Source organism: Pseudomonas capeferrum (assembly GCF_000731675.1).
Classification (GTDB): Bacteria; Pseudomonadota; Gammaproteobacteria; order Pseudomonadales; family Pseudomonadaceae; genus Aquipseudomonas; species Aquipseudomonas capeferrum.
Genome location: NZ_JMIT01000005.1, coordinates 309,509 through 325,862, shown reverse-complemented (window position 1 = coordinate 325,862; position 16,354 = coordinate 309,509). Strand labels below are relative to the sequence as shown.

Annotated in this window: 18 protein-coding genes; 12 read left to right on the top strand and 6 right to left on the bottom strand. The window is 63.7% G+C overall.

The genetic code is table 11. The annotated features are described in order from the left end of the window. Positions 1–56 precede the first annotated feature (56 nt). Positions 57–302 carry a TIGR02647 family protein gene (locus PC358_RS25580; protein ID WP_033703312.1) on the bottom strand — a complete coding sequence of 82 codons (246 nt, stop codon included), beginning with the start codon at positions 300–302 and terminating at the stop codon, positions 57–59. 69 nt (positions 303–371) lie between these two features. Next, entirely contained in the window at positions 372–671 is a 300-nt protein-coding gene (locus PC358_RS25575; RefSeq protein WP_033703311.1) for a hypothetical protein, read from the bottom strand. Between the two features lie 147 nt (positions 672–818). On the opposite strand from PC358_RS25575, the gene PC358_RS25570 reads away from it, so the two are divergent. Then, entirely contained in the window at positions 819–1,481 is a 663-nt protein-coding gene (locus tag PC358_RS25570) for a glutathione S-transferase (RefSeq protein WP_033703310.1), read from the top strand. Positions 1,482–1,596: 115 nt separating this feature from the next. Here the strand turns inward: PC358_RS25570 and argH are convergent, their stop codons facing one another. Continuing rightward, entirely contained in the window at positions 1,597–2,991 is a 1,395-nt protein-coding gene (argH, locus tag PC358_RS25565; protein WP_033703309.1) for an argininosuccinate lyase, read from the bottom strand. A gap of 308 nt (positions 2,992–3,299) precedes the next feature. Between argH and PC358_RS25560 the strand changes: the two genes are divergently transcribed. The 7 genes from PC358_RS25560 (at position 3,300) to PC358_RS25530 (ending at position 9,823) form a co-directional block, all read left to right on the top strand. After that, complete coding sequence (locus tag PC358_RS25560; protein WP_033703307.1) at positions 3,300–4,043, top strand: LytR/AlgR family response regulator transcription factor; 744 nt, start codon at positions 3,300–3,302, stop codon at positions 4,041–4,043. 258 nt (positions 4,044–4,301) lie between these two features. After that, positions 4,302–5,243, top strand: a complete 942-nt coding sequence (gene hemC / locus PC358_RS25555) for a hydroxymethylbilane synthase (RefSeq protein WP_033703306.1) — start codon at positions 4,302–4,304, stop codon at positions 5,241–5,243. Next, positions 5,240–6,007, top strand: a complete 768-nt coding sequence (locus tag PC358_RS28210) for a uroporphyrinogen-III synthase (RefSeq protein WP_033703305.1) — start codon at positions 5,240–5,242, stop codon at positions 6,005–6,007. Before hemC ends, PC358_RS28210 begins: the two co-directional genes overlap by 4 nt. Before the next feature lie 45 nt (positions 6,008–6,052). Beyond that, on the top strand, positions 6,053–7,153 hold the full coding sequence (locus PC358_RS28205) for a uroporphyrinogen-III C-methyltransferase (protein ID WP_033703304.1): 1,101 nt from the start codon (positions 6,053–6,055) through the stop codon (positions 7,151–7,153). After that, on the top strand, positions 7,150–8,388 hold the full coding sequence (locus tag PC358_RS25540; protein WP_033703302.1) for a heme biosynthesis protein HemY: 1,239 nt from the start codon (positions 7,150–7,152) through the stop codon (positions 8,386–8,388). The genes PC358_RS28205 and PC358_RS25540 overlap by 4 nt, the downstream gene beginning before the upstream one ends. Positions 8,389–8,620: 232 nt before the next feature. Beyond that, positions 8,621–9,121: a disulfide bond formation protein B gene (locus PC358_RS25535; protein WP_033703301.1), complete on the top strand. Its 501-nt coding sequence runs from the start codon at positions 8,621–8,623 to the stop codon at positions 9,119–9,121. Between the two features lie 231 nt (positions 9,122–9,352). Beyond that, entirely contained in the window at positions 9,353–9,823 is a 471-nt protein-coding gene (locus tag PC358_RS25530) for an Rsd/AlgQ family anti-sigma factor (protein ID WP_033703299.1), read from the top strand. 9 nt (positions 9,824–9,832) lie between these two features. Here PC358_RS25530 and PC358_RS25525 read toward each other — a convergent pair whose 3' ends face one another. Further along, positions 9,833–10,483, bottom strand: a complete 651-nt coding sequence (locus PC358_RS25525) for an FKBP-type peptidyl-prolyl cis-trans isomerase (RefSeq protein ID WP_033703297.1) — start codon at positions 10,481–10,483, stop codon at positions 9,833–9,835. Positions 10,484–10,711: 228 nt separating this feature from the next. Between PC358_RS25525 and PC358_RS25520 the strand changes: the two genes are divergently transcribed. Continuing rightward, positions 10,712–11,767, top strand: coding sequence for an AlgP family protein (locus tag PC358_RS25520; protein ID WP_033703295.1), 1,056 nt, complete (start codon positions 10,712–10,714; stop codon positions 11,765–11,767). Here the strand turns inward: PC358_RS25520 and PC358_RS25515 are convergent. After that, positions 11,743–12,225, bottom strand: coding sequence for a TIGR02444 family protein (locus PC358_RS25515; protein ID WP_033703294.1), 483 nt, complete (start codon positions 12,223–12,225; stop codon positions 11,743–11,745). The two genes, PC358_RS25520 and PC358_RS25515, sit on opposite strands and share 25 nt — an antisense overlap. 50 nt (positions 12,226–12,275) lie before the next feature. On the opposite strand from PC358_RS25515, the gene PC358_RS25510 reads away from it, so the two are divergent. The 3 genes from PC358_RS25510 to PC358_RS25500 all read left to right on the top strand — a co-directional run bounded on the left by PC358_RS25510 (position 12,276) and on the right by PC358_RS25500 (position 15,530). Continuing rightward, the gene (locus tag PC358_RS25510; protein ID WP_033703293.1) at positions 12,276–14,186 is read left to right on the top strand and encodes an ATP-binding cassette domain-containing protein; all 1,911 of its coding nucleotides are present in this window, start codon (positions 12,276–12,278) and stop codon (positions 14,184–14,186) included. Next, complete coding sequence (locus PC358_RS25505; RefSeq protein ID WP_033703292.1) at positions 14,186–14,773, top strand: mechanosensitive ion channel family protein; 588 nt, start codon at positions 14,186–14,188, stop codon at positions 14,771–14,773. Before PC358_RS25510 ends, PC358_RS25505 begins: the two co-directional genes overlap by 1 nt. Before the next feature lie 124 nt (positions 14,774–14,897). Then, on the top strand, positions 14,898–15,530 hold the full coding sequence (locus PC358_RS25500) for a LysE family transporter (protein ID WP_033703291.1): 633 nt from the start codon (positions 14,898–14,900) through the stop codon (positions 15,528–15,530). A gap of 69 nt (positions 15,531–15,599) precedes the next feature. Here PC358_RS25500 and PC358_RS25495 read toward each other — a convergent pair whose 3' ends face one another. Continuing rightward, positions 15,600–16,352 (bottom strand): slipin family protein, encoded by a 753-nt coding sequence (locus tag PC358_RS25495; protein ID WP_027595137.1) that lies wholly within the window; start codon positions 16,350–16,352, stop codon positions 15,600–15,602. Between the last annotated feature and the right edge of the window lie 2 nt (positions 16,353–16,354).

The window sequence follows — 16,354 nt, the reverse complement described above, 5'->3', positions numbered from 1 at the left end:
TTCCGACCGGTCCGGCGCCCCGGCAAGGCCGCTCCCACAAGGATTGCGGCAGTCTGTCAGGCCGGTTGTGGCGCCTTGAGAATGTTCTGCAGCAGTTGCACACTTTCGACGGCGTCATGACCCAGGCTGGTCAGGTAGCCACCATCGGGTTGATCGGTCAGCCCTTTTTCGTGCAGGCGTTTAGCTGCCGCGATGAGTTTAGTGGGGGCTTGGCTGTTTATCTTGATGCCTTCCTGGCTGCTGTCGTGCTTGAACAGCGCAAGTACTTCCAGTTCATCGATCAGCTCGGGGGTAAAGGACATGGCGACTCCTGACTTCCAGACGAGGATGGCGGCACCTTCATGGGTGCCTGACCTTCGAGTGTAGTCGGGTTATTCGTCGTCGCCTTGATCCATCTCAGGTGGCAGCTCGGGCAGGGCACGCAGGGCGTTTTCATACCATTCGCTGTTGAACGCGCGGTCTTCCACCAGCATGTTGTCGATCTCGAAGGCCAGCACATGGGCCATCAGGTTGAGGATTTCCTCGCGCGCATAGCCAACCAGGGTGAGTTTGTTGAAGGTGGCCTTGGCCGCTGGCGGCTCGTCGCTTTCGATCTGGTTCTCGATGGCCTGGGTCAGCGTTGCCTCGGCGAAGGCTTCGTCGTCATTGTCGATGTCGGTGGGCTCGCTCATGGCGGTACTCCTGTGATTGGGCATACAGTTTGCCACGCCTGTGGCGGCAATGTCCGGTCATTGACCGGGTGCATGACGCTGGTCAGGCGCAGGCTGAGGGGCTATAAAAGCCGGGCCATCCCCATACGGCCTGGAGGCTGTTACCCCATGCTCAAGCTTCACGGATTCTCAGTCAGCAACTACTACAACATGGTCAAGCTGGCACTCCTGGAAAAAGGCCTGCCTTTCGAGGAGGTCACCTTCTATGGCGGCCAGGCGCCGCATGCACTGGAAGTCAGCCCACGGGGCAAGGTACCAGTGCTGGAAACCGAACACGGCTTCCTCAGCGAGACCAGTGTGATTCTCGACTACATCGAGCAGACCCAGGGCGGCAAAGCGCTGTTGCCTGCGGACCCGTTCGAGCAGGCCAAGGTGCGCGAGCTGCTGAAAGAAATCGAGTTGTACATCGAGCTGCCGGCACGCACCTGCTACGCCGAGTCGTTCTTTGGCATGGCGGTAGAGCCGTTGATCAAGGAGCGCGCGCGGGCCGACCTGTTGGCGGGCTTTGCCACGCTCAAGCGCAATGGTCGCTTCGCGCCGTATGTGGCGGGTGAGCAGCTGACGATTGCCGACCTGATGTTCTGCTTCTCGGTCGACCTGGCTTACGCGGTGGGCAAGAAGGTGCTGAACGTCGACTTCCTGGCGGATTTCCCGCAGGCGAAGGCATTGTTGCAGCGAATGGGCGAGAACCCGCACATGGCGCGGATTTTGGCAGACAAGGAGGCGTCGATGCCGGCCTTCATGGAGATGATTCGCAGCGGCAAGCGCTGAGGTTTGCACAAGCGTCAAGCCTGCCCCCACAGGGTTCCGTTAAATCAATGAGTTAGCGGTTTCTCTGTGGGGGCGGGCTTGCCCCGCGAACGAGGGCAAAGCCCTCGCCATGGTCTTAGCGCGAAGCCAGCAAGGCTTGGCCGCGTACCACCGCCGCACGCACTTGCGCCGGCGCGGTACCACCAATGTGGTCACGGGCATTGACCGAGCCTTCCAGGGTCAGCACGGCGAACACGTCCTGCTCGATCTGGTCGCTGAACTGGCGCAGTTCTTCCAGGCTCATCTCGGCCAGGTCCTTGCCGGTGTCCACACCATACTTCACGGCATGGCCGACGATTTCGTGGCAATCACGGAACGGCAGGCCACGGCGTACCAGGTAGTCGGCAAGGTCGGTGGCAGTCGAGAAGCCACGCAGGGCCGCTTCGCGCATGATCGCGTGCTTGGGCTTGACCGCGGGGATCATGTCGGCAAAGGCACGCAGCGAGTCGCGCAGGGTATCGGCGGCGTCGAACAGCGGTTCCTTGTCTTCCTGGTTGTCCTTGTTGTAGGCCAGCGGTTGGCCTTTCATCAGGGTCAGCAGGCCGGTCAGCGCGCCGAACACGCGGCCGCTCTTGCCACGTACCAGCTCCGGTACGTCCGGGTTCTTTTTCTGCGGCATGATCGAGCTGCCGGTGCAGAAGCGATCAGGCAGGTCGATGAACTGGAACTGCGCGCTGGTCCACAGCACCAGCTCTTCGGAGAAGCGCGACAGGTGCATCATGGCGATGCTCGCGGCAGCGCAGAATTCGATGGCGAAGTCGCGGTCGGAAACGCCGTCCAGCGAGTTGCCAGACACGTCCTCGAAGCCCAGCAGCTTGCAGGTGAGCTCGCGGTCGATCGGGTAGGTGGTGCCTGCCAGCGCGGCGCTGCCCAGGGGCATGCGGTTGGTGCGCTTGCGGCAGTCGACCAGGCGCTCGTAGTCGCGGCTGAGCATTTCGAACCAGGCCAGCAGGTGGTGGCCGAAGGTGACCGGCTGGGCCGTCTGCAGGTGGGTGAAGCCGGGCATGATGGTGTCGGCTTCACGCTCGGCCTGCTCCAGCAGGCCCTTTTGCAAGCGGGTGATTTCGGCCAGGATCAGGTCGATCTCGTCGCGCAGCCACAGGCGGATGTCGGTGGCCACCTGGTCGTTTCGGCTACGGCCGGTGTGCAGTTTTTTACCGGTGATGCCGATGCGATCGGTCAGGCGTGCCTCGATGTTCATGTGCACGTCTTCAAGCTCGACGCGCCAGTCGAAGTTGCCGGCCTCGATTTCGCCCTGGATGGTCTTCAGGCCATCGATGATGGTGTCGCGCTCGGCATCGCTGAGCACGCCGACCTGCGCCAACATGGTGGCGTGGGCGATCGAACCCATGATGTCGTGGCGGTACAGGCGCTTGTCGAAATCGACCGAAGCGGTGAAACGGGCGACGAAGGCGTCGACGGGCTCACTGAAGCGGCCGCCCCAGGACTGATTGGTCTTGTCGGTGCTCATGGATTCACTCATTGCAGGCGTGAACGAAAAAGTGGCAACGATGATAGCAGGGTTGGGCTTGCTGCCGCAGGGCGCCGGTCGAGAGAAATGACCCGAAAACGGCAGGCAGACACGCACACAAGGATTTGCAGGATTGAACGGCAGTGTTCCATGGACCGTCTACAGTTGGACAGAGGACTGGCAGTGAATCTGCCGGCCGAGTGAATCTTTGGCCATCGCACCGGTCTAGAGCGTGACCGCAGTGTCGCTCGAACCACATCTGTCTACGCTATACCTGTGCGAGACTCATTCAGGAATCCAGCGCAATTATGAATGTCCTGATCGTTGATGACGAACCCCAAGGCCGTGAACGCCTCAGTAGGCTGCTCGGCGAACTGGAGGGTTACACCGTGCTGGAGCCTAGCGCCACCAACGGCGAGGAAGCCCTGGCGCTGATTGAAAGCCTCAAGCCTGATGTCGTCCTGCTCGACATCGGCATGCCCGGCCTGGATGGCCTGCAGGTTGCCGCTCGCCTGTGCGAACGCGAGGCGCCGCCGTCGGTGGTGTTTTGCACCGGCGACGACGAATACGGCACCGAGGCTTTCAAGGACAGCACCCTCAGCCATGTGACCAAACCCTTCCAGCCCCAGGCGCTGCGTGATGCCTTGCGCAAGGCCGAGAAGCCCAACCGCGCCCAGTTGGCGGCGCTTACCCGGCCTGCCAATGAAGGCGGAGGCCCGCGCAGCCATATCAGCGCGCGAACGCGAAAAGGCATCGAGCTGATTCCGTTGCCCCAGGTCATCTATTTCATTGCTGACCACAAATACGTGACCTTGCGCCACGAGACCGGGGAAGTGCTGCTCGATGAGCCGCTCAAGGCCCTGGAAGATGAATTTGGCGATCGCTTTGTGCGCATCCATCGCAACGCGCTGGTGGCCCGCGAACGTATCGAACGCCTGCAGCGCACGCCGCTGGGGCATTTTCAGCTGTTTCTCAAGGGCCTTGACGGTGATGCGCTGACCGTCAGCCGGCGCCACGTGGCTGGCGTGCGCAAGATGATGCAGACGCTCTGACCCGCCGTGCGCTGCGTGTTGTAGGAGCGGCCTTGCGTCGCGAAAGGGTTGCGCAGCAGCCCCAGGTTTTCAGCTTCGCCGCCCAGATTGCCGGGGCCGCTTCGCGGCCCTTTCGCGACGCAAGGCCGCTCCTACAAACAGACATCCGTGGGCACAAACACAACAGCCACCCCCACCGCACCGCCTTTGACCCGTATCTGCTAGCGATGCCATCGGAGCTGTTATCATCGGCGGTATTTCTCTGCATCGGGGCGTTCCATGTCCACTCGCGAAATCCGCATTGCCACCCGTAAAAGTGCCTTGGCCCTGTGGCAGGCCGAATACGTCAAAGCCCGCCTCGAGCAGGCTCACCCTGGGCTGATCGTGACCCTGGTGCCCATGGTCAGCCGCGGTGACAAGCTGCTCGACGCGCCGCTGGCGAAAATCGGCGGCAAGGGCCTGTTCGTCAAAGAGCTTGAAACCGCCCTGCTGGACAACGAAGCCGACATCGCCGTGCATTCGATGAAGGATGTGCCCATGGACTTCCCCGAAGGCCTGGGCCTGTATTGCATCTGCGAGCGCGAAGACCCGCGCGATGCGTTCGTTTCCAACCGTTTCGAAAGCCTTGAAGCCTTGCCCGCCGGCAGCATCGTCGGTACCTCCAGCCTGCGCCGTCAGGCCCAGTTGCTGGCGCGCCGCCCGGACCTCGAAATCCGCTTCCTGCGGGGCAACGTCAATACCCGCCTGGCCAAGCTCGATGCCGGCGAATATGACGCGATCATCCTCGCTGCGGCCGGCTTGATCCGCCTCGGTTTCGAAGACCGCATCACCTCCAGCATCAGCGTCGACGACAGCCTGCCAGCGGGCGGCCAAGGCGCGGTGGGCATCGAATGCCGCAGCGCTGACAGCGAAATCCATGCGCTGCTGGCGCCACTGCACCATCTCGACACCGCCGACCGGGTGGTGGCCGAACGGGCATTGAACAAACACCTCAATGGCGGCTGCCAGGTGCCGATCGCCTGCTACGCGGTACTTGAAGGCGACCAGCTGTGGCTGCGTGGCCTGGTCGGCCAGCCCAGCGGTGGCACCTTGCTGGTGGCCGACGCCCGGGCGCCGCGCGCAGCGGCTGAGGCGTTGGGCGTGCAGGTTGCTGAAGACCTGCTGGGCCAGGGCGCCGAAGCCATCCTCAAGGAAGTCTATGGCGAGGCCGGGCACCCGTGAGTGATTGGCGCCTGTTGCTGACCCGGCCCGCCGATGACTGCACAGCACTGGCGCGACGGCTGGCGGCGGCGGGGGTGGCTAGCAGTTGTCTGCCGCTGCTGGCGATAGACGCTGTCGCCGTGGACGAGCGGCAACGCCAGTTGCTGGCTGGGCTGCAGGGCTTTCAGGCAATCATCGTGGTCAGCAAGCCGGCAGCCAGGTTGCTGCTCGAACGGCTGGACCAGGCCGGGCTACAGCCACCGGCTCAAGGCTGGTTCACGGTGGGCGAGGCGACCGCAGCGGTGCTGCAGGGCGCGGGCCTTGAGGTGGCCTGCCCAGCGCAAGGTGACGACAGTGAAGCCTTGCTCGCGCTGGCGGCCCTGCGCGAGGCTATCGGCGTGCCTGCGCCGCGTGTCTTGATCGTCCGCGGCGTCGGAGGTCGCGAACTGCTGGCAGAGCGTCTTGCAGAGCAAGGTGCTAGTGTCGATTATCTGGAACTGTATCGTCGCAGCCTGCCGGAATACCCGGCGGGCGCCTTGATGCGTCGCATCGAAGCGGAACGCCTCAATGGCCTGGTGGTCAGCAGTGGGCAGGGCTTTGAACACTTGCAGCAGATGGCCGGCGCCGATTGGCCGCAGGTAGCGCGTCTGCCGCTGTTCGTGCCGAGCCCGCGGGTTGCCGAGCAGGCCAGGGCCGCCGGGGCCCAACAGGTTGTGGATTGCCGTGGCGCCAGTGCCACGGCCTTGCTGGCAGCTGTGCAGCGCCGCGCTGCACCTGCCTCTTAAGGCGCTAAGCTGAACGCCAAGCGCCCCCATGCAAAGGATGGATACGTGAGCGAAACTGTCTTGTCCAATAATGATCAGCCGTCGGCCCAGACGCCGGCGGACCCCGTCACCGCCCCACCTGCCAAGCGCTCCGGCAGTGGTCTGGCAGCACTGGCCCTGCTGCTGGGAGCGGCCGGGGTCGCAATAGGTGGCTGGGGTGTCTGGCAGGTGCGTCAACTGCAAGGCAACGAGTTAAACCAAGGGCAGCACCTTGAAGCGCTGAACCAGCGCGCCGAAGCGCTGCAGCAGCGTGAGCAGCAGATCAGTGCACAGTTGGCCAGCCTGCCGGCCGCCAGCGAGCTGGAAGACCGCCGCCGGCTGGTCTCGCAGCTGCAAGGCGACCAGCAGCGCCTCAGCCAGCGCCTGGAAACCGTGCTTGGCGAAAGCCGCAAGGAATGGCGCCTGGCAGAGGCCGAGCACTTGCTGCGCCTGGCCACCCTGCGCCTCTCGGCCCTGCAAGACATCACCAGTGCCAAGGCGCTGGTCGAAGGCGCCGACGAAATCCTGCGCGAGCAGAGCGACCCAGGCGCCTTCGCCGCCCGCGAGCAATTGGCACGCAGCCTGGCAACGCTCAACAGCACCCAGCAACCCGACCGCACCGGCCTGTACCTCAAGCTGGCCGCGCAACGTGAACTGGTGCAGCAACTCAGCGCCCAGTCGCCCGAGTTCGACAGCAACGCCGATGCCCTCGGCGCGCTGACTGCCGACGGCGATGGCGCCAGTCGCTGGTCGCAGTGGTGGGCGGAAATCTCCAAGTACTTCCAGATCGACTTCAATGCCGATGACAACGTGCGGCCGCTGCTGGCCGGGCAGTCGCTCAACCAGTTGCGCCTGGCCCTCAGCCTGACCATCGAGCAGGCCCAGTGGGCGGCGCTCAACGGCGAGGCCAAGGTCTACACCCAGGCGCTGGATGATGCGCGCTCTGTGCTGTTGGCCAACTTCAACGCCGACAACCCGCAGAGCAAGGCCATGCTCGACAGCCTCAACGCCCTGGCCGAGCAGCCGGTGTCTGTCGTCACCCCTGACCTGAGCGAGAGCCTGGCCTCGGTGCAGGCCTACATCCAGCGCCGTCACCTGCCGGCCGAGGGTGAAGGGGGCAAACCATGAAGCGGGTCTACCTGCTGGCCGTGCTGGCGATCGTGATCGCCGCCGCGCTGGGTATCGCGGTGGCCAAGCACAGTGGCTATGTGTTGATCTCCTATGGCAGCTTCCGTTACCAGTCGGGACTGTGGGCGGCGTTGGCCGGGCTGATCGCCGTAATCGCCGTGCTCTGGTTGCTGCGCTACCTGGTCGGCCTGGTGCTGACCTCCAGTGGTGTGGTCAACCCGTGGTCGCGACGCAACCGCAGCCGTCGCATCCGGGTGGCCATCGAGCAAGGCCAGTTGGACCTCGCCGAGGGCCGCTGGGCCAGCGCCCAACGCCATCTGCACCGCGCCGCCGAAGCCGAGCGCCAACCCTTGCTGTACTACCTCGGTGCCGCCCGCGCGGCCAACGAGCAAGGCCGCACGGCAGACAGCGACCAGTTGCTCGAGCGTGCTCTGGAGCGTCAGCCGCAGGCCGAGCTTGCCATTGCCCTGACCCATGCCCAGTTGCAGATGGACCGCGGTGATACCGACGGCGCCCTGGAAACCCTGCTGGTCATGCACGAGCGACACCCGCACAACGGCCAGGTACTGCGCCTGCTGCAGCGCCTGCACCTGGGGCGCGGCGACTGGTCGGCGCTGATTCGTCTGCTGCCTGAGCTGCGCAAGGGCAAGGTGCTGCCGGCCGATGAGCTCGCCGAACTGGAAAAACGCGCCTGGGGCCAGAACCTGAGCCTGGCGACGACCCGGGGCGAAGATGCGCAAAGTGCGCGTCAGGCCTTGGAGCGCGCCTGGCAACAGCTTACCGCCGCCCAGCGCCAGGAACCGCAACTGGTGCTGGCCTATGCCGAGCAACTGCGGCAGGTGGGCGCCCAGGGCGAGGCGGAGCAGGTGTTGCGCACCGCCCTCAAGCGCGAATACGAAAGCCACCTGGCCCGTTTGTATGGCCTGGTGCGCGGTGATGACCCGGCACGTCAGCTACAGGCTGCCGAAGGCTGGCTTAAAGCCAACCCTCAAGACCCGAGCCTGTTGCTGACCCTCGGCCGCCTGAGCTTGCAGAACCGCCTGTGGGGCAAGGCGCGTGACTATCTGGAAAGCAGCTTGCGGATGCAACGCAACCCGGAAACCTGCGCCGAGCTGGCCCGCCTGCTCGCCGGCCTTGGCGAGACCGAGCGCAGCAACCAACTGTTCCAGGAAGGCCTTGGTTTGCTGGATGAGCGTCTGTTGGCGCTGCCGTTGCCAGAAGCCGTACGCGCCTGAACCTTTGCCTGAGCCACCCCTGAGCCCGCGCCGAAGTGCGGATTCAGGGGCTGGGTAACTTGTCTGGCAATGTAAGTTAGATCTGCAATCCACTTCTTAAGACGTTTCCTACTTACAGAATGGAAACTTCCTTTGCTATTCAGCGACTTGTCGTCCCTGTAGTGCCTTGAAACAAAGCGGTTGTTTCCTCTACCGTTTCAAGCCACTTCATTCCCCGGGACCACCATTGCCCATGCTGCCGGCCCGTTTACGCACTTTCTTTGTCCCTGCCTGCCTGGCCTCGTTGGCGGTGCTGGTCGGGTCCTATTACCTGGAATATACGCTGGGGCTGATACCGTGCCCGTTGTGCTTCACCCAGCGCCTGCTGTTGGGCCTGTACGCGATGCTTTGCCTGGGCGCAGTGGTACAGGCGCCTTCGACCAGCCGCGGTTACACGCGGGCGCTGCTGGCCTGCTCGCTGACGGGGGCGCTGCTGGCCGCCCGGCATGTCTGGCTGCAAGGGGCGAGTGGGGCGGTCCATGTATGCCCGGCGCCGATCTGGCGGGTGTTCGAGCAATCCTGGCGCGAGGCTGCCCGGCAGTTACTGCTGGGTGGGCCGGATTGCCACTCGCTGACCTGGAGTTTTTTCGACCTGACGCTGCCTGAATGGAGCCTGTTGGCGTTCCTGTTGCTGGCTGCGCTGCCCTTGAGCCACCTGCTGGCGTATCGTTTCCGCACCCTGGCCGGTACTTGACCTGGCGCACGCCTGGGGCGCCATCGCGACCAATGGCGTTGCCAGGGGGTATTAAACACTTGTATGAACTTTGTCTGCTGAGTACCTTGATGGTCAGCACGCGCGGGAATAATCTCCCAGCACGCATACCGAAAATACAACTGCTCGATGCCGTCCTGCTGATGTCACCTTTGTGCTGCGCGGTCGTGGTGCGAGGTGCAGCGGCATCTACCCAGAAGGGAAGAGATCGCCATGCTCGATAGTTGTCAGAACGCCCAGGAACGCTGGGGCGGGGTTCATAAGCTGATCGACCGTTGGCTTTTGGAGCGCCAGGAGCTGGTGCAGGCTTTCCGCGCGTTGCGCGACGCCAAGCCGGCCTTCGCCGACAAGGACAAGAACCGCGATTTCTGTGCGGTCCTGGTCGACTACGTGTCGGCCTGGCACTTCGAGGTCAGCGAACAGTTGGTCAGCGAAGCCAAGGCCTTCGGTGATACGCGTGGCCTTGAACTGGCCACACAGATCAACCCACGTATCGATGACAGTACCCAGATCGCCCTGGCATTCAATGACCATTGCGAGAAGGGCGAGTGCAAGGACCCTGAGCGCTTCGCCGAAAAACTGGCCAAGCTGGGTGGCCTGCTGCACGAGCGCTTCGAGCTGGAAGATTGCCTGATCGAGGTGCTGCACAACGCGCACAAGGAAGAGGGCGCAGTCGAAGCCTGAGGCTTGGCGTCAGTCGCCAACTGCCAGCAGTTCGATCTCGAATACCAAAGGCGTATAGGGTGCGATCAGGTCACCCGCGCCCTCTGCGCCGTAGGCTTGTGCCGACGGAATCACCAGGCGCCATTTGGCGCCTGCATGCATCCGAGGCAAGGCCACCTGCCACCCCTCGATCACCGAGCCCAGGCTGAACCACTGCGGCTGTTGGTTCTGATCGAACACCGAGCCGTCCGGCAACCTGCCTACGTAACGAACCTGTACCTTGCCCCCCGCTTTGGGCTGTGCCCCGGCGCCACTTTGCAGTTCGCTGTAGAGCACGCCTTCGGGTAGCTCATGCACACCGGCCCGTGCCCGCTCGTTGGCCATGAAGCGTGTTTCCACCGCCTTGAGCTTGTCTGCCTCGGCCTGCTCCGCCGTGCTGTCTGCCTGCGCCTCATGCTGCTGCAGTACGGCCTGCATGCGTGCCTTGTCGAGCTTCAGCGGCTGCCCTTGATAGGACTGGCGCAGGCCTTCGACCAAGGCGTCCAGTTGCAAGCCAGGCATCTCGGTGCGCAAGCGCTCGCCCAGGCTGGCGCCCAGGCTGTAAGCCAGGTCGTGGTCGTCCGCATTGGCCAGGGCAAAGGGCGCCACCAGGCACAAACCTAAAACAAGAAAACGAGGCATGGGCAGTTCCTGCGCAATGAGCGGGCCGTTACAGCCAACATCGGGGTGGGCCAGTATCAGCCAAATATGAGCAACGCTTAATTCAGCAACTACACTTTCACGGAGCTGCAAGATAACAACTTTGCCCAGGCATGCAACGCGGCGTAAATATTACTGTCAACATGCCCTAGCGGCGGTAGCAGCAGAAGCATAGTATGAGCCGCAATCTCGTCAGCCAGGAGGTAAACCATGTCGGCCAAAAAGAAGCCAGTAAGTACGCCGTTGCACCTGCTCCAGCAACTTTCGGGCAGCCTGCTCGAACATTTGGAAGATGCCTGCTCGCAAGCGCTGGCTGATGCGGAAAAACTGCTGGCCAAGTTGGAAAAGCAACGGGGCAAGGCACAAGAGAAACTGCACAATGGTCGCCTGAAAATGCAGGACGCGGCCAAGGCAGGTAAAGCCAAGGCGCAGTCCAAGGCCCAGAAAGCCATTGGTGAACTTGAAGGGTTGCTCGACTCGCTCAAGGACCGCCAGACCCAGACCCGCACCTATATCCAGCAACTCAAACGTGATGCCCAGGACAGCCTGAAGCTGGCCCAGGGTGTGGGCAAGGTGCGTGAAGCCGCCAGCAAAGCACTGGACCAGCGCGCCGTAGCCGCCAAGGCTGCAAAACCGGCCGCTGCCAAAGCACCGGCGAAAGCCGCCGCTACCAAGCCAGCCGCTCGCACCGCCGCCAAGCCAGCCGCCAAAGCCGCCACTGCCAAGGCGCCAGCCAAAGCTGCCGCTAAACCCGCTGCCGCCAAGGCGCCAGCCAAAACCGCCGCCGCCAAGCCTGCGGCCAAGCCAGCCGCCAAACCAGCCGCTGGCAAAGCTCCGGCCAAGGCTGCTGCTGCCAAACCCGCAGCCAAGCCAGCTGCTGCCAAAGCCCCGGCCAAGGCTGCTGCTGCCAAACCCGCAGCTAAGCCAGCTGCTGCCAAGGCACCCGCCAAGCCTGCAGCCAAACCCGCCGCTGCCAAAGCCCCGGCTAAAACAGCAGCGGCCAAGCCTGCAGCGAAACCGGCCGTTGCCGCCAAGGCACCCGCGCGTGCCGCCGCCAAACCAGCCGCCAAACCCGCTGCAAAACCGGCGGTGAGAGCAGCCGCCAAGCCAGCTGCAGCCAAGCCAGCGGCCGCCAAGCCAGCCGAAACCAAGCCGGCCACGGCTGCCACCAGCACGCCTGCTGCCGCGACCAATTCGGCCGCCCCGGCCCCGGCCGCTTCGGCACCTGCCAGCACCCCGGCTCAGGCGCCGTCTTCGGCCTCCTGAAGCGCTGCCGCCGCGACGCGCAATTGATGCAGCGCGCGGTGTTCTCGGGCCTGGTCCGGCGCTAGCCGGGCCAGCCAGTCGTCCGTGGGCTCGTGAGAGTCTGCGGGCCACTGTTGCGAAAGCGCCTGCAAGCGTGCCAGCAAGGTCTTCTCGGCCTGCAATTCCAGCCCCTTTACCTGCTCACGCAATGCCGCCAACAGCGCATCGTTGCGCGCTGCCGTGCGCCATTGTTGACGCAGGCCACGTAACGGGGCCACCACCTCACGCTGCCAAGGTTCGGCGATATCAACCAGGGCTTGCGCGCGCTGCTCAGTCACGGCCACGCCGCGTGCTTGCAGCCAGGTCGCACAGAGCAACAGGCAAACGTCGCCGCCCAGCGCTTGCACGCCAAGGCAGGCCTCTTCCACGCCGGGCCTGGCATACAAGGCCAAGGCGTGATTCCACAGGTCGGTGCACATGATTCCACTCACGCTACGGGCCGAGGAAGCTGGTAGACTCCGCGACCATCATGATCAGACTATCCAACCTCACTTTACAGCGTGGTCCGCAGCGCTTGCTAGAAGGCGCCGAGATGACCTTGCACGCCGGCCACAAGGCCGGTTTGATCGGCGCCAACGGCGCCGGAAAATCCAGCCTGTTCGCCTTGCTGCGCGGTGAGCTTTCGCCCGATTCCGGCGACTGCCAGCTGCCCGGCGACTGGCGCATAGCCCACATGCGCCAGGAGGTCGACACCCTCGACCGCTTGGCCGTGGACTATGTGCTCGATGGCGACGTGCGCCTGCGCAAGGTGCAGGCCGAGCTTGCCGTAGCCGAAACGGCGCATGACGGCACCGCCCTGGCCCGCCTGCACAGTGAGCTGGAAAGTGCCGACGGCTATACCGCCGATGCCCGCGCGCGCAAGCTGCTGGCAGGCCTGGGTTTCACCAACGAGCAGATGGACCGCCGTGTCGGTGACTTCTCCGGTGGCTGGCGGATGCGTCTGAGCCTGGCGCAGGCGCTGATGTGCCCGTCCGACCTGCTGCTGCTCGATGAGCCCACCAACCACCTGGACCTGGATGCGATCCTCTGGCTGGAAGACTGGCTCAAGGGTTACCCCGGCACCTTGCTGCTGATTTCCCACGACCGCGATTTCCTCGATGCTGTGGTCGACCACGTGCTGCACGTCGAGCAGCGCAAGCTCAACCTGTACAAGGGCGGTTACAGCGCGTTCGAGCGCACCCGTGCCGAGCGCCTGGCGCAACAGCAGCAAGCCTACGAGAAGCAGCAGGCCCAGCGCGCGCACATGGAAAAGTACATCGCCCGCTTCAAGGCGCAAGCCACCAAGGCCCGCCAGGCACAGAGCCGAATCAAGGCCCTGGAACGTATGGAAGAACTGTCGGCGGCGCATGTCGATTCGCCGTTCGATTTCGTCTTCCGCGAATCGCAGAAAATTTCCAGCCCGCTGCTGGACATGTCCGAGGGCTGTCTGGGCTATGGCGACAAAGCCATCCTGGAGAAGGTCAAGCTGCAGCTGGTGCCGGGTGCGCGCATCGGCCTGCTCGGCCCCAATGGTGCGGGCAAGTCGACCCTGATCAAGAACCTCGCTGGCGAGCTGGCACCGCTGTCGGGGCGCCTGGTCCGTGGCGAGAACCTGGCCGTGGGTTATTTTGCCCAGCACCAGCTCGACTCCCTGGACGACAAGGCCAGCCCGCTGCTTCACCTGCAGCGCATTGCCCCCACAGAGCGCGAGCAGACGTTGCGCGACTTCCTCGGCGGCTTCGATTTTCATGGCAACCGTGTCGACGAACCGGTGGTGAATTTCTCCGGCGGCGAGAAGGCCCGGCTGGCCCTGGCGCTGATCGCCTGGGAGCGGCCGAACCTGTTGCTGCTGGACGAACCGACCAACCACCTCGACCTGGAAATGCGCCTGGCCCTGACCATGGCCCTGCAGGAGTTCGCCGGTGCCGTGGTGGTGGTTTCCCACGACCGTCACCTGCTCAAGAGCACCACCGACGACTTCCTGCTGGTGGCCGACGGCAAGGTCGGTACCTTCGATGGCGACCTGGAAGACTACAGCCGCTGGCTGCTCGACTACCGTCAGCGCAGTGCGCCGGCCAGCAACGCCCCAGCCAACCCGGACAAGACTGACAAGAAGGCCCAGCGCCAGGCGGCAGCGGCCTTGCGTCAGCAGTTGGCACCGCACAAGAAAGCGGCCGACAAGCTGGAGGCCGAGCTCAACCAAGTGCACGGCCAGCTGGCCGAGATCGAGACCGCGCTGGGTGACAGTGGCGTCTACGAGGCGGCGCGCAAGGATGAACTGCGTGACCTGCTGGCCCGCCAGAGCAAGCTCAAGCAGCGTGAAGGCGAGCTGGAAGAGGGCTGGATGGAAGCCTTGGAAACCCTCGAAAGCATGCAGGCCGAGCTCGAGGCGCTGTCCTGATGGAGGAGTTGCGCTCGCTGCTGCCGGGGCAATGGATGGATACCTTCTGGCTGGGGTTGCAGATTCTGCTGATCCTGGCCGCCGCCTTCGTGCTGCAGCGCGTCATCGCCCGTGGCCTCAGCCGTCTGGGCCAGCGTTATCCATTGCCGCCGGAGTTGCTGGTGCCGGTGCGTGGCAGCCTGCGCTGGTTGATCATGGGCAGCGCACTGCTGTTCGTGCTGGAGCGCATGGGGGTTTCTGCGACGGTGCTGTGGACGGCGCTGTCCGGTTTCGTCGCGGTGGCCGCGGTGGCCTTCTTCGCCATGTGGAGCGTGCTTTCCAACCTGCTGTGCGCAGTGTTGATCTTCACCGTCGGGCCGTTTCGCATCGGCGATGTGGTGGAGTTGGTCGATACCCTGGACAAGCCTGGGGTCAAAGGCCGGGTCATAGCCATCAACCTGCTGTTCACCACGCTGATGGAATTGCCCGAGGCGGGCGGGGCGCTGGTGCAAGTGCCCAACAGCCAGTTCTTCCAGAAGTCGGTGCGGCGCTGGCGGGGGGCTGAAGTGCAGGGCCTGAACAGGGACTTGTCGAGCGAGTCTGACTGACCCCCTGACATTGGCCAGCAAAGAGGCCGCTACAACCCCCGCACACACTCAAAAAATCGCTGGTTATTTTTTCACCAACACCTTAGCTTAACGTTTTGCAACATATGTTCGAGCGAGGTGTGTGATGTCGATGGAAGTGTGGTTGGGCTTCTTTGCTGCGTGTTGGGTGATCAGCCTTTCACCGGGGGCCGGGGCGATTGCCTCGATGTCCAGCGGCCTGCAGTACGGTTTCTGGCGCGGTTACTGGAACGCCCTGGGCCTGCAGATTGGCCTGATTGTGCAGATCGCCATCATTGCCGCCGGCGTCGGCGCCATCCTTGCTGCGTCCGCCACTGCCTTCACGATCATCAAGTGGTTTGGCGTCGCCTACCTGGTGTACCTCGCCTACAAGCAATGGCGTGCGTTGCCGATGGACATGAGTGACGAGCCTGCCGTACGCCCCATCGGCAAACCGCTGAGCCTGGTGTTCCGTGGTTTTCTGGTCAACGTCAGCAACCCCAAGGCCTTGGTGTTCATGCTGGCGGTGCTGCCGCAGTTCATCAATCCCCATGAAGCGCTGCTGCCGCAGTACGTGGCAATCACCGTGACCATGATCACCGTCGACATGCTGGTGATGGCGGGTTACACCGGCCTGGCTTCGCGCGTGCTGCGCCTGCTGCGTACGCCCAAGCAGCAGAAGCGGCTGAACCGTACCTTTGCCGGGTTGTTCCTCGGCGCGGCGACCTTCCTGGCGACCCTGCGCCGCGCGCCTATCTGAAAAAAGCCCGCGAGTGATGGCACCGGCTTCGCCGGTGTTCGCGGGGCAAGTCGGATCGCCGCACCGCCGCTATTTCGGTTTTTCCACAAACCCCTTGAGCAAATCCAACGGCAGCGGAAACACGATGGTCGAGCTCTTGTCCCCGGCTATCGCCCCCAGCGTCTGCATATAGCGCAATTGCATGGCCCCCGGCTCCTTGCTGAGCATCTGCGCCGCCTGCATCAGTTTCTCGGACGCCTGCAATTCCCCTTCGGCATGGATCACCTTGGCCCGCCGTTCACGTTCGGCCTCGGCTTGGCGTGCGATGGCACGCACCATCGATTCATTGAGGTCGACGTGCTTGATCTCGACATTGGCCACTTTGATGCCCCAGGCATCGGTTTGCGCATCCAGCACTTGGCGTATGTCGGCGTTGAGCTGCTCGCGTTCGGCCAGCAGCTCGTCCAGTTCGTGCTTGCCGAGCACTGCGCGCAGGGTGGTCTGGGCCAGTTGGCTGGTGGCGACGAGAAAGTCCTCGACCTGAATGATGGCTTTTTGCGGGTCGAGCACGCGGAAGTACAGCACCGCATTGACCTTTACCGAGACGTTGTCGCGGGTGATCACATCCTGCGGCGGCACATCCAGCACGACCGTGCGCAGGTCTACCCGGACCATCTGCTGGATGACCGGGATCAGCAAGATCAGCCCCGGCCCTTTGACCTGCCAGAAGCGCCCCAGCTGGAACACCACGCCGCGCTCGTACTCTCGCAAGATACGGAACGCCGACAGCAACAGCACGCCCAGCAGCATCAGCAGGGCGCCGAAACCCAATTGCATGAACATCG

Excerpts from the sequence above, each read along its gene's own strand:
- PC358_RS25580 (WP_033703312.1), bottom strand. The coding sequence starts at position 302 with ATGTCCTTTACCCCCGAGCTGATCGATGAACTGGAAGTACTTGCGCTG.
- PC358_RS25575 (WP_033703311.1), bottom strand. The coding sequence starts at position 671 with ATGAGCGAGCCCACCGACATCGACAATGACGACGAAGCCTTCGCCGAG.
- PC358_RS25570 (WP_033703310.1), top strand. The coding sequence starts at position 819 with ATGCTCAAGCTTCACGGATTCTCAGTCAGCAACTACTACAACATGGTC.
- argH (WP_033703309.1), bottom strand. The coding sequence starts at position 2,991 with ATGAGCACCGACAAGACCAATCAGTCCTGGGGCGGCCGCTTCAGTGAG.
- PC358_RS25560 (WP_033703307.1), top strand. The coding sequence starts at position 3,300 with ATGAATGTCCTGATCGTTGATGACGAACCCCAAGGCCGTGAACGCCTC.
- hemC (WP_033703306.1), top strand. The coding sequence starts at position 4,302 with ATGTCCACTCGCGAAATCCGCATTGCCACCCGTAAAAGTGCCTTGGCC.
- PC358_RS25540 (WP_033703302.1), top strand. The coding sequence starts at position 7,150 with ATGAAGCGGGTCTACCTGCTGGCCGTGCTGGCGATCGTGATCGCCGCC.
- PC358_RS25535 (WP_033703301.1), top strand. The coding sequence starts at position 8,621 with ATGCTGCCGGCCCGTTTACGCACTTTCTTTGTCCCTGCCTGCCTGGCC.
- PC358_RS25530 (WP_033703299.1), top strand. The coding sequence starts at position 9,353 with ATGCTCGATAGTTGTCAGAACGCCCAGGAACGCTGGGGCGGGGTTCAT.
- PC358_RS25525 (WP_033703297.1), bottom strand. The coding sequence starts at position 10,483 with ATGCCTCGTTTTCTTGTTTTAGGTTTGTGCCTGGTGGCGCCCTTTGCC.
- PC358_RS25520 (WP_033703295.1), top strand. The coding sequence starts at position 10,712 with ATGTCGGCCAAAAAGAAGCCAGTAAGTACGCCGTTGCACCTGCTCCAG.
- PC358_RS25515 (WP_033703294.1), bottom strand. The coding sequence starts at position 12,225 with ATGTGCACCGACCTGTGGAATCACGCCTTGGCCTTGTATGCCAGGCCC.
- PC358_RS25510 (WP_033703293.1), top strand. The coding sequence starts at position 12,276 with ATGATCAGACTATCCAACCTCACTTTACAGCGTGGTCCGCAGCGCTTG.
- PC358_RS25505 (WP_033703292.1), top strand. The coding sequence starts at position 14,186 with ATGGAGGAGTTGCGCTCGCTGCTGCCGGGGCAATGGATGGATACCTTC.
- PC358_RS25500 (WP_033703291.1), top strand. The coding sequence starts at position 14,898 with ATGTCGATGGAAGTGTGGTTGGGCTTCTTTGCTGCGTGTTGGGTGATC.
- PC358_RS25495 (WP_027595137.1), bottom strand. The coding sequence starts at position 16,352 with ATGTTCATGCAATTGGGTTTCGGCGCCCTGCTGATGCTGCTGGGCGTG.